At 39.8% G+C, this 13,676-nt stretch carries 17 protein-coding genes; 4 read left to right on the forward strand and 13 right to left on the reverse strand.

What is annotated here, in order from left to right; all coding sequences use genetic code 11:
* Positions 1 to 17: 17 nt before the first annotated feature.
* The 6 genes from IMZ31_RS11185 to eutH all read right to left on the reverse strand — a co-directional run bounded on the left by IMZ31_RS11185 (position 18) and on the right by eutH (position 4,802).
* Complete coding sequence (locus tag IMZ31_RS11185) at positions 18 to 575, reverse strand: hypothetical protein (RefSeq protein ID WP_207527459.1); 558 nt, start codon at positions 573 to 575, stop codon at positions 18 to 20.
* Between the two features lie 21 nt (positions 576 to 596).
* A complete protein-coding gene (locus tag IMZ31_RS11190) occupies positions 597 to 1,082 on the reverse strand; it encodes a PaaI family thioesterase (protein ID WP_207527460.1) in 486 nt (161 codons plus the stop codon).
* A gap of 242 nt (positions 1,083 to 1,324) precedes the next feature.
* Positions 1,325 to 1,699 carry a nuclear transport factor 2 family protein gene (locus IMZ31_RS11195; protein ID WP_207527461.1) on the reverse strand — a complete coding sequence of 125 codons (375 nt, stop codon included), beginning with the start codon at positions 1,697 to 1,699 and terminating at the stop codon, positions 1,325 to 1,327.
* Positions 1,700 to 1,756: 57 nt separating this feature from the next.
* A complete protein-coding gene (locus IMZ31_RS11200) occupies positions 1,757 to 2,695 on the reverse strand; it encodes an exonuclease domain-containing protein (protein ID WP_207527462.1) in 939 nt (312 codons plus the stop codon).
* Between the two features lie 148 nt (positions 2,696 to 2,843).
* Positions 2,844 to 3,611, reverse strand: coding sequence for a kanamycin nucleotidyltransferase C-terminal domain-containing protein (locus IMZ31_RS11205; RefSeq protein ID WP_207527463.1), 768 nt, complete (start codon positions 3,609 to 3,611; stop codon positions 2,844 to 2,846).
* 99 nt (positions 3,612 to 3,710) lie between these two features.
* Positions 3,711 to 4,802, reverse strand: a complete 1,092-nt coding sequence (gene eutH / locus IMZ31_RS11210) for an ethanolamine utilization protein EutH (RefSeq protein ID WP_207527464.1) — start codon at positions 4,800 to 4,802, stop codon at positions 3,711 to 3,713.
* Positions 4,803 to 5,088: 286 nt separating this feature from the next.
* Here eutH and IMZ31_RS11215 point away from each other — a divergent pair, with 286 nt between their 5' ends.
* Positions 5,089 to 5,577, forward strand: a complete 489-nt coding sequence (locus IMZ31_RS11215; protein WP_207527465.1) for a VanZ family protein — start codon at positions 5,089 to 5,091, stop codon at positions 5,575 to 5,577.
* 89 nt (positions 5,578 to 5,666) lie between these two features.
* On the opposite strand, the gene IMZ31_RS11220 is transcribed toward IMZ31_RS11215, so the two are convergent.
* Entirely contained in the window at positions 5,667 to 6,374 is a 708-nt protein-coding gene (locus tag IMZ31_RS11220) for a ZIP family metal transporter (protein WP_207530377.1), read from the reverse strand.
* Between the two features lie 161 nt (positions 6,375 to 6,535).
* Here IMZ31_RS11220 and IMZ31_RS11225 point away from each other — a divergent pair, with 161 nt between their 5' ends.
* Positions 6,536 to 7,063 (forward strand): hypothetical protein, encoded by a 528-nt coding sequence (locus tag IMZ31_RS11225; RefSeq protein WP_207527466.1) that lies wholly within the window; start codon positions 6,536 to 6,538, stop codon positions 7,061 to 7,063.
* 46 nt (positions 7,064 to 7,109) lie between these two features.
* Here IMZ31_RS11225 and IMZ31_RS11230 read toward each other — a convergent pair whose 3' ends face one another.
* The 3 genes from IMZ31_RS11230 to IMZ31_RS11240 form a co-directional block, all read right to left on the reverse strand.
* The gene (locus IMZ31_RS11230; RefSeq protein ID WP_371825449.1) at positions 7,110 to 7,616 is read right to left on the reverse strand and encodes a L,D-transpeptidase; all 507 of its coding nucleotides are present in this window, start codon (positions 7,614 to 7,616) and stop codon (positions 7,110 to 7,112) included.
* A 50-nt stretch (positions 7,617 to 7,666) separates the two neighbouring features.
* A complete protein-coding gene (locus tag IMZ31_RS11235; RefSeq protein WP_188653975.1) occupies positions 7,667 to 8,617 on the reverse strand; it encodes an aromatic acid exporter family protein in 951 nt (316 codons plus the stop codon).
* A 77-nt stretch (positions 8,618 to 8,694) separates the two neighbouring features.
* The gene (locus IMZ31_RS11240; RefSeq protein WP_036785285.1) at positions 8,695 to 9,126 is read right to left on the reverse strand and encodes a BrxA/BrxB family bacilliredoxin; all 432 of its coding nucleotides are present in this window, start codon (positions 9,124 to 9,126) and stop codon (positions 8,695 to 8,697) included.
* A gap of 200 nt (positions 9,127 to 9,326) precedes the next feature.
* Here IMZ31_RS11240 and IMZ31_RS11245 point away from each other — a divergent pair, with 200 nt between their 5' ends.
* Positions 9,327 to 9,749 (forward strand): hypothetical protein, encoded by a 423-nt coding sequence (locus IMZ31_RS11245; protein WP_207527468.1) that lies wholly within the window; start codon positions 9,327 to 9,329, stop codon positions 9,747 to 9,749.
* Between the two features lie 105 nt (positions 9,750 to 9,854).
* Here IMZ31_RS11245 and IMZ31_RS24660 read toward each other — a convergent pair whose 3' ends face one another.
* Both IMZ31_RS24660 and IMZ31_RS11250 read right to left on the reverse strand, forming a co-directional pair.
* Positions 9,855 to 9,980 (reverse strand): hypothetical protein, encoded by a 126-nt coding sequence (locus IMZ31_RS24660; protein WP_256438007.1) that lies wholly within the window; start codon positions 9,978 to 9,980, stop codon positions 9,855 to 9,857.
* A 94-nt stretch (positions 9,981 to 10,074) separates the two neighbouring features.
* Positions 10,075 to 10,596, reverse strand: a complete 522-nt coding sequence (locus tag IMZ31_RS11250) for a hypothetical protein (protein WP_207527469.1) — start codon at positions 10,594 to 10,596, stop codon at positions 10,075 to 10,077.
* Between the two features lie 106 nt (positions 10,597 to 10,702).
* Between IMZ31_RS11250 and rarD the strand changes: the two genes are divergently transcribed.
* A complete protein-coding gene (rarD, locus tag IMZ31_RS11255) occupies positions 10,703 to 11,599 on the forward strand; it encodes an EamA family transporter RarD (RefSeq protein ID WP_207527470.1) in 897 nt (298 codons plus the stop codon).
* A 132-nt stretch (positions 11,600 to 11,731) separates the two neighbouring features.
* On the opposite strand, the gene IMZ31_RS11260 is transcribed toward rarD, so the two are convergent.
* A complete protein-coding gene (locus tag IMZ31_RS11260; RefSeq protein WP_371825500.1) occupies positions 11,732 to 13,486 on the reverse strand; it encodes an ABC transporter ATP-binding protein in 1,755 nt (584 codons plus the stop codon).
* Positions 13,487 to 13,676: the final 190 nt, after the last annotated feature.

Consider the following 13,676-nt stretch of genomic DNA (forward strand, 5'->3'; position numbering starts at 1 on the left):
ACCAGCTCAGAAGCTGGTTATTTTTGTGTATACGTATAATATTGATAATCCAATTCCATTCTAATGTAATCCTGTACATCAACTAGGTAGTCCCGACTTAATGTTACCGTATAGCGTTCATTAGGTCCTGAGCTTTCATCTACCATGATCTTATCTATGCTAATTTGTTCCCCATTTGCGGTATAAAAAGCAACCTTCTCTTTTGGCTTAAAGGTCACCTCTCCAACTCCTCGATTGAAGCTAGTCAGAAAACCGCCTTTCTCTTCATCCGAAAAGCTTTGACGGATATCAAATGTGAGCGTGTAGTTGCTTTCTGAGTCAATACTTACGCTTTCCAAGATGACAGTGGAACTACCTTTTTCCAGAACCTTTTCATCAACGTCCGTTTTCTTCTCGTTCATCCACTCTTTTCGAATGTTTACATCAGCTGTGACAGCAGGATCCTCAAGCTCCAACGTATATCCATTCTCTTGAAAAATCTCTTCTCGTATTCCTTCAGTTGATGAATAAAAGTAAACCGTTGTAAACACAACGATTGCAACCATGCTGAGCATTATGGCTACAATTTGTTTCATAATACCTCTCCTTTTGTCCTTCTATGATGATTGACCAAATGACTCCGGCATCTTAACAGCTACCACTTCACCAGAAGCGCAGCAAAGCTCGCTTGAGAAAACTTCTATATGTATCTTATATTTCTTGGGATGAATTTCCTCAATAGTACCAACTGCTTTTAGTGAATGCCCTTGTGGTGTAGGTTTCTTATAATTGACTTGTAGAGATGCAGTTACAAACCTAGGTGCCTCTACCCCATCCTCTGGCATATAGCCATTTTTCTTATGTAACGCTAATGAAGCTGCTCCTGTACCATGGCAATCAATAAGAGATGCTAGTAAACCTCCGTACACAAAACCAGGGATCGCTGTGTGTTCAGCCTTTGGCGTATAAATTGTAACGGTTTTGTCCCCGTCCCACCCAGTCCGAAACTGGTGTCCCTTCTCATTTAATCGCCCACAACCGTAACACCAGGAAAAATCATCTGGATACACATCTTGTATCGCATACTTTACATCTGTACTCATGAGAACACTCCTCCCTCTCCCTTTCATTTCCTACTTATCATAATATGAAATCGCTCTATTTTACAATGTATAGACAGCGCTTCCGGTTGCCTTGATCAATAGTAAAGTGATTTAACGAAAAACAACCATTTCTCATTAATAAATAAACATCGTTCGCACTAGAAAAAGAAGCAGAGTTACAAATGCAACCACTATGATTATCTTAAATACGAGCATTCTCTTTTGAAATGGTGAGGGATTTTTCATAATTCTCTCCGATTTTCTTTATAGGTTTCTTTGGCAATTGTACCCTGGTGGAAAACCATCATCCAATTCCCATTCATATGTTTCCAAATCGAACTCCTCAATGAGCGTTGCTGCTTTAAGTGATTATCGATAGTGAATGTCGTCAGCACTACTTCTTCAGAAAGAGGATGGATTTCAAAATCAAATAAGGTCATGTCCACAACCCCAATATTCTCTGTCGTTATACCTTCCTTATATAAAACTTCACCACTACTACCAACTTCAAAAAAAGAAGGTGCTAATAAGTTTCGCAAAGATTGTAGAGATTTTCTAGTTTCTGGTTGGAGTAACGTCTCTTCTAACTCTTTTAGGTGATTGTACAGATCTTCCATAATTGGCCCCCTTTATGATAAAAAAATGCTCAAGGTCACCCCTAGAGCATTTTCCTATTAAGCAGTTTCAAGTTGACGGATAAACTCATCCTCAGAAAGGACTTCAACGGAGTGCCCTTGAGCAATTAGTGTTTCTACACGCTCTAACTTACTGCTTTTCTTACCTTGTAGATAATTCTCGTAAGCTTGATTTCCTACAACAACATAGTTGGTTGTAGATTGAACGGAAGATTCCCAGTCACCACCAAGATCAACGACACGCTGAATAGCTTCGTCTCGTTTAAGTGATTTCAGTCTACCAGTGAAGACAAACGTAGCATTATAAAACGGGTGAGACGTATTAAAATCACGTGAGGCTGCCATATACTGCTTAGCTTGTGCATTTTGACCCGTTTTGCTCGCACGTTTCTTCCGATTTAGACGCGCTGGTTCATAAGATGCGTCAAACATCATTCCGTTAATGGTTTGGCTTTTTTCCACAACTTCTTTCTCATCACTTGCTTCGAGATGTTTCCCTGCTTCTAAGAAGATCTGCGCAGCTGCCCGAGCGTCATCAAGAGCATGGTGGTGATTCAAATCTATATTTAGATGATGAGATAGCTCTTTTAAATTGTACCTAGGAAACGACCACGTCTTCTTCGATATGTTCATCGTACAATTGTAAGCAATCATTGGATAGGGAATGTTATATTCATCTAACACCGCTCGCAAGACCCCCATATCAAATTGAGCGTTATGAGCGAGAAGAAACTTCCCATCAAGAAGAGGTTGGATGTCTTGATGCCACAACGTGTCAAACTCATAAGCCTCTTCCACATCTTTTTGCGTAATACCATGAACGGATATATTAATCGGAGCAAAATAATTTCGCTTCGGCTTTACTAATGAATAATATTCTCGTTTGGGCTGACCATTTTCATATTCTACGAGACCAATAGAACAAACACTAGCTCTCGAAGAATTGGCTGTTTCAAAATCAAGCGCTATAAAATTCATCTTCCCACCTACTTTAATCTATTTCTTACTATGATAGAGGCTTTAGCCCCTATTCGTCTATTGTCTTGTTTTGGTATCCACTCCGTAAGCTTAGACATTCAGACTTACTTCAGTGGACTTATGTAAACATTTAATATAAATACTAAGCCTAAAATGGGAGTGAGGCTATTTTATATTGGATGCCGAGTTCGTCAAACCAATTATTTAAGCCTTTCCAAAGTTCTTCACAATGTTTATATACAAGTTCCGAGTCGGTTAGGTCACCGCTTAATACTAGCAAAGCTAACTCATTGAAACCAGCGGGCTTGGAAGGAAGCTGCATGGCTTCTTCAAACATTTTAGACTGGGTACTGTAAAAGCGATTGTTTTGTAGCCCAATTAATAAGGAAGCTTTTCTAAGAAGCTGGTGAGCACCTTGTGGGATGTAGGTTAGGTGTCCTTTTGTATAGGCGTTACGGATCTTCCCCATGCATTCATAAGGCTCCCAAATCATGAACTCTCGCATCACTCCCATCTTCTCTTCCTCGGTATGTGAATAAGGATATGCTTTCAACGTTTCAAAGAAACCTTCAGGATCATAAACAGGGTGAACATTTATAAATGATCCTGCCCAGATCGGCCATGTACATTCATATCTCTTAGCCTTTGCTAATATTTTTGATCGTTCAATCGATCCAATCTCGAGTTTATAAGGAGGATAAATAAATTCATAGCTCTCAAGTTGAACGCCGTCTTTTGTAACGATATGCATTTCAATATCTGAGTAAGGACCCGCATTCCCAATTCCTACTGAGCCATATACTCCGATCGCAACAATGTCACGACCGTACATGTTCAATTGTTTATCTACAACGGTTTGAATCATAGTGTGTTTTTCTTCGGTTGTGGTTTGCGCTGGATCATTTACTTGATTCACGCCAACACTTCCTTTTCTAAAGATTAGTTACCTTTCCAACAGCACAAATACTCCCAGAACCTCTTTACTACTTTGAATTCGAACAGTAAGAAAAGATGTTCATCCGCTAGAGTCCTCCATGTTCCTAGTCATTGCTAGAGCAATTACAACAGCCATAACGCCAGCTAAGGCTTTGCCAATCATAACAGGAATCATCATTTCTTTCTGTACGCCTGCTACAAAAGCGAGGTGACTTCCAATAACAAACGCTCCGCTAACAGCAAAAGCCGCGTTGACAACTTTACCTCTGCTATTCATATCCTTCATCGTACCCAGCATCGGTAAGTGATGAGCTAAGGAAGCCATAAGACCTGTCATAGCTGTCGCATTCAGTCCAAGGCTAGCCCCCAATCTGGTAAAGAGCTTCTCTCCTTTCCGATTTAGAAAAGCAACGAGCGGATAAGCTCCTGCAAGGGTAACCGTGATGCGTCCTACAATAACAATGCCATCACTTAAAGGCGCCATCCCAGGAATAACAGGAAACCCTGTTAATGTTTCAATAATAATAGCTGCTAATCCCGTAATTACAATAAGTTCTACACCTTTTCCAAATATCGCGAAGAAACGAATCGTAGCGTTTGTGAAAAGCCATAAACCCATGGCAATAAGTACGGCAAGCAGAATAGAAGGTACAAGGTTTCGAACCATCCAAAGAGGTTCATAACCTGCGATAAAACCTCCCGTAAAAACTCCAAGAGGAATGGTCATCATTCCGATTAAGATCCCCTTCGCAAAAAAGGGCCGATCATCCTTTTGTATAACAGTTAAAGCGATTGGAATTGTAAACACTAGCGTCGGCCCCATCATCGTACCTAATAAGGACCAAGAGAAGACAGCCGCTTCTTCTGTATCAGCAAGAGATGTAGCGAGCGGATACGCCCCCATATCAATAGCAAGAAGCATGGAAGCAAACATGGATGGGTCTGCTCCAAACCATTCAAATAGCGGAACAATAATTGGAGCGAGCCACTTGGCAAGAACAGGAGCCAATGAAATGATGCCGACCATAGAAAGAGCCAGTGGTCCCATCATCATAAATGCTTCATAGAAACGCCAGCCTAATAATAATTTATGATTCAATACATAGTAATCTAGTGCTCCAAGCACCATAAATAAGCACATTACAGCTAATATTAGATCGTTAAGCCACAACCGCCTTCCTCCTTTCAAGTAATTTGAAAAGGACCTTGCCTGTATATCGAAACCCCTTTCTTCTTACTTTTAATACTAACATTCTAGAGCTTATATCTTTTTCATATTCACCGCCGATATTAAAGAGCGCTTTACAAAATAAGCGTTTGTTACCTATTAAATTCGATAAGGATATTGTTGATAACAGTCTATACTATGCTAGAATTAGTTTATCAAAATTTCCCAACTTATTGTAAAAACAATTTTAAATTTTACTAAGAATTGAGGAGACAAGCAGGAGGAAAAGATGCAAAAAGGAATGAAAGTTGTTGCAGGGGTTACCTTCATCGTTTATGTACTAGCATTAGTGTCAATTTTGTTTATGGGCACGAGAGGGTATGCATTTTCGGAAACTTCGCTGGTTGAATATATCAGAAAATCCTCAAATATTGTTCCGTTCAAAACAATAAGTACGTATGTGACAGCGATAGTTGATGAAAGTATGAATATGGATATTCCCATTAAGAATCTTTTTGGAAATGTAATTTTGTTCTTTCCCATGGGCATTTATCTACCATTCTTCTTAAAAAAAGCGAACAAAGTAAGTATATTTGCAATTTCAATGACATTACTGCTTTTTGTGATTGAATTCGTACAAGTAGTTACAAGAAGAGGAAGATTTGATATTGATGATTTCATCCTAAATATGCTCGGCGCTTTTATAGGATTCGCTATTTGGAGATCTAACTTTGTTAAGAAGTACATAGGTAGAACTACATATTCTTCAGGGCTTTAATTGACCAGGGGAACTCCATGATAACGGCGTTCCCTTTTTTTGATGCTATTCCTCATAAAAAAGAGCCCCTCTATTGAAGAACTCTCCCATTACCTCATTATATCCGTCAAAAAAATCATACTTATAAACCCCAAAATAAATGAGAGCGTAGCTACTCGTTCATTCCCATCGCCGTGACTTTCAGGTATCAATTCCTTATAGACAATAAAAAGCATCGCACCTGCAGAAAAGGCAAGTCCATATGGAATAACGTTGCTAAAAAATTGTCCAAACCACAGTCCGACCAACGCCGCTAGTAGCTCCACTAAAGCCGTCACACTCACCAGTATTATCATTTTCAGTCGATGAACCTTTTGCAGCAATAAAAATAAAGCCACTAGAAAGCCCTCAGGCATATTTTGTAGTCCAATAACAAACGCTACAATCGATCCTAAATCTCTATAATCACTTGCAAAGCTAATGCCTACTGATAAACCTTCAGGTACATTATGGAGAGACATTGCGATAATAAACAATAAAATAGAAGAACGTGATACTTTTTCCACTTCATGTTCTAAGTCCTGATGAGGTAAAAGGATTTCAAGGAGCATCAGCACCACAGTTCCAACTAAAATTCCTGTTATTAAGACAGGTACATTCGATAGTTTTAAAGCTGAAGGAATAAGTCCATACGTTGATGCTGCCACCATCACGCCAGCGGTATAGGCAAGAAGCACATCACGCCCCTTATGAGAAAGGTTTTTTATTAGCAATACTGGCAAAGCACCGAGCACTGTACATAAAGAAGCCACTAGCATACTTATCAGTTCTACCCCCACTGAATCCCCCCCCTCCCACTACTCTATGAGGACGAGCTCTGCTTCATGAATCCATTGATTTTACATTTTTATGGAATATTCTGAAACCTCACTTCGGCTTAAACGTAAATAAGAGTAACAAAGAGGTTGGAGGGTTTTTAATGAATGTGAAAAGCAACATGCTCTGGAAGTTAATCTCGATATGTGGAGCCTTATTACTTGCGGTTGGGTGTTCTTCTGTAGACTCAGCAGAGAAAGATGAAGATACTGCAACAGCTGAAATCGTAGTCAAGAAGATGTTCTCTGGCCCAAGCGAAGAACTAGCTGAGAATTACGATAATATACAACAATCAGCTAGTGAAATCGAGACTTATTACGCCGAAGAGTTTAAGCCATATTTCTCAGAAAGCTATTACGATGATGCGATAGCCAATCGTTCGATTAACTTATTTCACAGTAAGGTCCAAGGTATCGACGGGAAAATGAATGTTGAGGATTTAACAATAAAACCAGTAGAGTCAGTGGATAACGCCTATACGTATACCGTTAACGTCCAAATTACTAAAGCTAAGGAAGAGAATGAAACAGTTGAACTATCAGGAAGAATCAATTTTAATGAGGACGGGGCTATTACAAGAATTGCACACAATGATCTTGATAAATTTACAAAAGCAGTTACGGCAAAATAAAATGGAAAAAGAGCTCAGAAACTGTTCTGAGCTCTTTTCTATGCTATTAATCAATAGCTTTGTATTCTTTACCTAGTTGCTGAAAGGATTTATTGGTAGAAGTGACAAGAATCTTAGTGCCAATTGGAATCTTTTCATAGAGAGCTTCTACATTTTTGTTATTCATTCTAATACAACCGTTCGATATATATTTCCCAATCGAATCAGGTCTGTTGGTACCGTGCACCCCGTAAATTCGACCATCCGTATCTTTAGCATCGAATCCGATCCAACGAGTTCCAAGCGGATTCTTCGGATCTCCACCTGGAATATTCAATTTTCGATAATATGGATTTTTCGCTTTAACTGTAATCGTGTGAAGTCCTTCTGGAGTTAGATCTGATGTTTTCCCTGTGGCAACCGGGTAGACACCTTGTATTTTACCATCATCCATAAAAGCTAATTCATTCGTCGTTTTATTTACAATTACAAACGGGTAGCCTCTTGAGGGATTTTCCCCAATCGGCCAAATTGGAGAAACGAGCAAAATAAAAACGAGCAAACCTTTCACCACAACACCTCCTGTTCGGTATGATTTTAGTGGTAGCTTGCCCGCTCAAGTTACTAAATATCACTCTTTTTAAACGATCGCTTGATAATTAAATATTGTTCGATTTCATTTAACAAATTAAATAAACTTGCTCGCTCTTCAAACTCTTCTCGCGTTTGAGGAAGTTCTCCCTTTTTAAAGCCTTCTTTCATTTCTTTAATTTGCTTTAAGAATAGTACTGCTGTATTTCCCGGGTGGACGCTGTCTGAAAGCTCATCAAAAAATTCGGCCATGATCATCGACTGCTGATAAGTATGGTTAACACGACTGATATGGGGCAACATGCGTTCAAGTAACTCAAATTGCTTCTGTCGCATCTGAAAGTAGTGGTAATATTCATGATGATTACGAAGCAAATGGTTCTCCACATCTCGGTAAGCCAAGCTCTTTGCATCTTCAAGCATAAGAGCCGTTTCAGTTAACTCTTGCCCAGACCATTTTTGGTCACCTGTTCTTAAGAATTCAGCAATTTCTTTAAGTATAATGCTGAAGTTATCCTCGATTTGTTTTTGTTTCTCTTTTAAATTGCTTTCAAGACTAGGCATGTACAAGTTCAGAATTAGGGCTACACCTATGCCAACGACAATCAGTAAAAATTCATTAATGAGGGTTTCTAAGCCAATATTGTTTGAACCATATAAGTGCAGAATAATAACAGAGCTTGTTACGATTCCCTCTTTCACCTTTAATTTTACCGTTGCGGGAATAAATAAGATCAGCATGATTCCAATTGCAAGAGGATGATAGCCAATCGTTTCAAATACAGCGTAGGAAAAGGCCATTGCCAATAAACAAGCTGCAAACCTGGATGATGCACTCATTATAGAGCGTTTTCTCGTGTTTTGTATACAAAGTATGGTAAGGATTCCAGCCGAAGCGAAATTCGTTAAGGCTAGGATTTGAGCAATCCAAATCGCTATAGGGGTCCCTACAGCGGTTTTAATCGTTCGATATCCAATCTTCACGTCTTAATCTCCTTTAATTTCGGTAACATTTCCATTTAAACGAGTAAAAAGATGGCCAAGTATGACCATCTTTTCACTTAAATTTCTTCACAATGTTCGTCAAAGATTGCTTGTAGTTTATTTACGACCTGTATTGGATCAAATCCTTCAATGTCGTGGCGTTCTACCATCGTTACAATCTTACCGTCTTTTAAGAACGCGAAAGATGGTGAAGATGGAGGGAAGCCTTCGAAATATTCGCGAGCGCGATTGGTAGCTTCACGATCTTGGCCAGCAAAAACCGTCACCAAGTGATCTGGACGTTTATCGTAATGAACAGAGTGGGCCGCAGCTGGGCGTGCTACACCACCAGCACAACCACATACAGAATTAATCATAACGAGTGTAGTTCCTTTTCGCTGTAATGCTTCGTCTACTTCTTCAGGTGTTGTCAGCTGTTCGTAACCAACCGATTCAATTTCATTACGAGCCTGACCAACAGCGTCTTGCATGAAAATATTAAAGTCCATATATGCATAGCTCCTTTTTGTAGAGTGATCTACTAAGCCCATCATATCAAGATTTTCCGGGGCTTTCAACGAAATTACTCGCAAAATTCTAACGAGACATACCTGAATATTCCTATTGACGCGGCCGGTCTCAACCCCTATATTACAAAATGAACACTTGGAAAAACCAAGCAGATTACTCATTTTGAGGAGGAACATCAATGGCTTATCTATTTGTCGCTCCAATCGCCATCATTCTCATCGTGATCGGCGGGATTAAGAGAAATAAAATTTTATTGGCAGTAGGCGCTTGTTTAGCTATCTTTTTCGCCTATTCAACCTACACATCAACTCCCCCTGCCACTATTCCGGATGGATTTAAGAAAGCAGAAGCATTAGAAGGTGAACCTGGGGTTGATCGACTGAGCTCTTATTTAAATGAAAAGTTTCCTGATGCAACGTATCATTTAAAGCCACAAGAACAAGGTGACACGTCATCCTCCCTCATAACAGTCGCCTTTGAAGAGGAACCAGATTGGTTTTACAATTATCTTGTAAAAGAAGATGGAATCGCCCAAGTTGGGGTACTAGCTCCTAAAGATGAAGCTCCAGAAGAGGGTAAATATTTCGAAGAGATTGAATAACGGACATTAGAGAAAAGCTCTAATCTACAACCCTGTTACATAAAAAAGACTGGCCTCAGGAAGTCCATTACAGACTTCTAGGCCAGTCTTTTCATTGTGTACATACTATTCGTTATCACTGGAGTTCTTCTTATTCCCTTTAGCGTATTTCCCCTGGCGGCCGTACTCTTTGTTTTGTCCCTCTGTTCGGTTCTCGCCACTTTTACCTTGATTGTTACTGTTATTAGCCATTGTAGATACCTCCTTGGAAGTTCTTTTGTTGACCACAATAATTTATACCCACTTCTTCCTTAGAATTAAACACTCAACCTGGGATCATTTGTTTTCATCCACATCGACAACGCTCTATACAAGATTGAGCGATCCTATTAATGGATTCTTTTTCAAATAGTATACCTACACCTGATTTCTCCTTCCTCGCTACTAAGCCGACCTCTCGTCCATCCTCAAGGTCAAACACAATCATTTCATCTACCATTAAGGTAATGTCATCTGTTTCTACTTCTTTTGCAAAAATAGAAATACCTCTGATCTCTGTAACAAAGAGCTGATCAACAGAAATATGATACAGAACATTATCTTCGTCCTCTTCTTCTCGATTTAGTTCAGATGGATGTAGCTTTATAACATCCCAATACCTGACAAACCCCTCGGATTCAAGTCTCGTATTATGAATTGAAATGTATTGGTGATTGACTTCAATAAGGACTGAATCGTATTCATCCAGGGCTTCGTTTTGTACATGGAGGCTTGTAGAGGATGCAATAATGGAATCAAGACGCTGACCGACTAAATAAGCAAGAGCTATAACATCTTTCTCAGATAAATGAGCCTTAAAGGGTTTCATTCCGATTTCTCCTTCCCCTTTTACCATTCGATCATTTAAGTGGCGATGATCATACTTGAGAATTATAATGGATAAGGCGATTCTAATAAGAAAGGACATATCCGATATGCAAACTGAAAGCAAACTAGGAATACTTTATACGGCTAGTGCGTATATCTTGTGGGGGATATTGCCAATATACTGGAGATTAATTCAAGAAATTCCTGCTTCCGAAATTCTGGCTCACCGCATTATATGGTCCTGCCTTTTTATGTTTGGAGTTATTGTTATCCTTCGAAAAAGCGAACCATTTAAGCAGGAATGTAAACGAATCTTCACCAATAAAAAGCAAGTGATTGGCATCAGTCTTGCATCCATTACGATTAGCATTAATTGGGTTACCTATATTTGGGCTGTAAACACAGATCACGTAGTAGAAGCTAGTCTAGGCTATTATATTAATCCACTAGTGAGCATATTCTTAGGAATGCTTGTATTGAAAGAATCCTTTAATAAAGCTCAATGGCTTGCCATTTTTCTTGCAGCAATCGGCGTAACCTATATGACATGGAACTTCGGGTCCTTCCCTTGGATCGCGGTACTACTTGCGTTTAGTTTTGGATCCTATGGTTTATTAAAGAAGATGGTAAACGTAGGAGCAGTGTTTGGATTGACGATCGAGACATTATTGGTCACTCCTGTTGCGTTACTGTATTTGTTTAGCCAACAGGCAGGAAGCTTTGGAGAAGTAGAATGGATTTCCATGACTTCTATATATGTATTTGGAGCAGGAATCGTAACTGCAATCCCACTCCTTCTGTTCTCGAGCGGGGCAAAACGTATTCCTTTATCCTTGGTTGGCTTCCTTCAGTACTTTGCTCCAACCATTATGCTGATTATTGGTGTCTTCTTATACAACGAACCCTTTACTCATATACATATGATCTCCTTCTCATTTATCTGGTCTGGATTGGCCATCTACACCATCACAAGACTCAAGCGCCCCCGCACCCTAGCACAGTAAAGCATTGCAGGGTGCCAGACACCCTGCACCTCACTAAAGCGCAGAAGCGTGTCTGGCACGCTGTTGTTCTTCAGTGAGATAAAGGATAAGCTGCAATTACAAATAAAGCAGATAGGGGCGTAGCCTATCTGCTTATCCTTGTTTCATTTTAAGTTGTTGATCAGCGAATTGCTTGTAAGTTGTATGAGATTGGTAAAGCTCTGCATGATTACCGATTCCCGTTACGATTCCTTGATCCAGGAAAACAATTTGATCCGCATTAATAACGGTCGACAATCTATGAGCAATCACGATGGTCGTCCTGTCTTTCATCAGATTATCGAGTGCTTTTTGAACGACCATTTCAGCTTTACTGTCCAAACTTGAGGTGGCCTCATCTAATAATAGAATCTGCGGATTGCGTATTAACGCGCGAGCAATTCCTATCCGTTGGCGTTGTCCTCCAGAAAGTTTTATACCACGTTCCCCGACTTCCGTATCATAACCAGCTGGGAATGCAGTGATAAACTCATCTGCATAAGCCATGCGCGCAGCTTGTTGCACCTCTTCCTCAGTAGGTTCCCGATCCAACCCATACATGATGTTATCTCGAATTGTACCTGCTATAATCGGACTCTCTTGTGACACATATCCGATCTGACTTCGCCATTCTTTTAGAGATAACGAGTCAATGGGATTGTTGTTATACGTAATTTCTCCATGGGTAGGAGAATAGAAGCGTTCTAATAAAGAAAATAATGTAGTCTTCCCACTTCCGCTTGGTCCCACCACTGCTGTAACAGCATTTGGTGAAACGGTAAAGGATACATCCTTAAGAACAGGTTCTGAAGGATCGTATGCAAATTGGACCTTATTAAGCGTGATTGAAGCTTTTCCTTCTCCTAAACTAATACCTTTCACAAGTGGTTCTTCATTATGAGAAAGGATATCGACGATTCGCTCCGTAGCTCCAACTGCTTTTTGAAATTGAGTGAAGAAGTTCGTAAATTGACTTAAAGGAACGACAATCTGGAACAAATACAAGATAAAAGCAACAAGGTCCCCTGCAGTAAGGGCACCTGAAGAAACGCGGAAACCTCCATAACCTAGTACAATAACAAGCATCGCCATCATTACAAGTGTCATTAATGGACCAATAACTGCCTGAATCTTCGCTTCTTTCACACCGTACTGAAATAAGTGAAAAATACCCTTTTGCCCTTTATCGAATTCCCTACCTTCAGCATTAGAAGCCTTCACAAGACGAATCTCAGAAAGCGTCTCAGTTGTTGTGGATGTAAACGCAGCTGTCTCATCTTGCAAGCTACGAGAGATCTTATACATTTTCCGCCCTAAAGGCATGATTATCCCAATAGCTAAAGGAACCGCTATTAACATGACGATTGTCATTTTCCAGTCTAGATAAAGAAGGATGACGATTGAACCAATGATCGAAATTAACCCCGTAAAGAACTTCGTCACATGATCTGTAATTAAGTTTTTTACAATACTTGTATCATTAATAATGCGAGATATCATTTCTCCAGTCTTTGTCTGGTCATAAAACGAGACCGGCAGCTTAATATGTTTATCCCACACCCTTGTTCGTAGGCTTGCGACAATTTGCTGACCTACATAATTTAAAAGATAGATTGATACCCCACTTGCAATCGCTTGTAAAAGAAAAATCACAAATAGCCCTACTACATATACCCATTTGAAGGACTGAAGTGTGAAATCATCTATAAATCCTTTCGTCAGAAGCGGTATGATTAGCCCCACTATTGTAGAAAGCACACTGAATGCCACAGCAATGACCATACGCCCCTTCGAAGGGTTTGTCCCACGAACGAGATGCAGAAAATCCTTCCATCCTATTCGTCTCTTATTATCTTCTTCCATCTCTATTGCCTCACTTCTTTCAAACTTCACCCTAAGTTTACCACAACCACATACTCATCATCTTACTAAAGCATTAAAGGGTGCCAGACACCCTTCACTCATTTATCGTATTAACGCACAACACGGTGTCTGGCACCCTTTAATCTGTTAAAGACATAAAGAAACATCTAGCAGACCAGCTAGATGTTTTTTAGAA

This window comes from Pontibacillus sp. ALD_SL1, assembly GCF_017355605.1.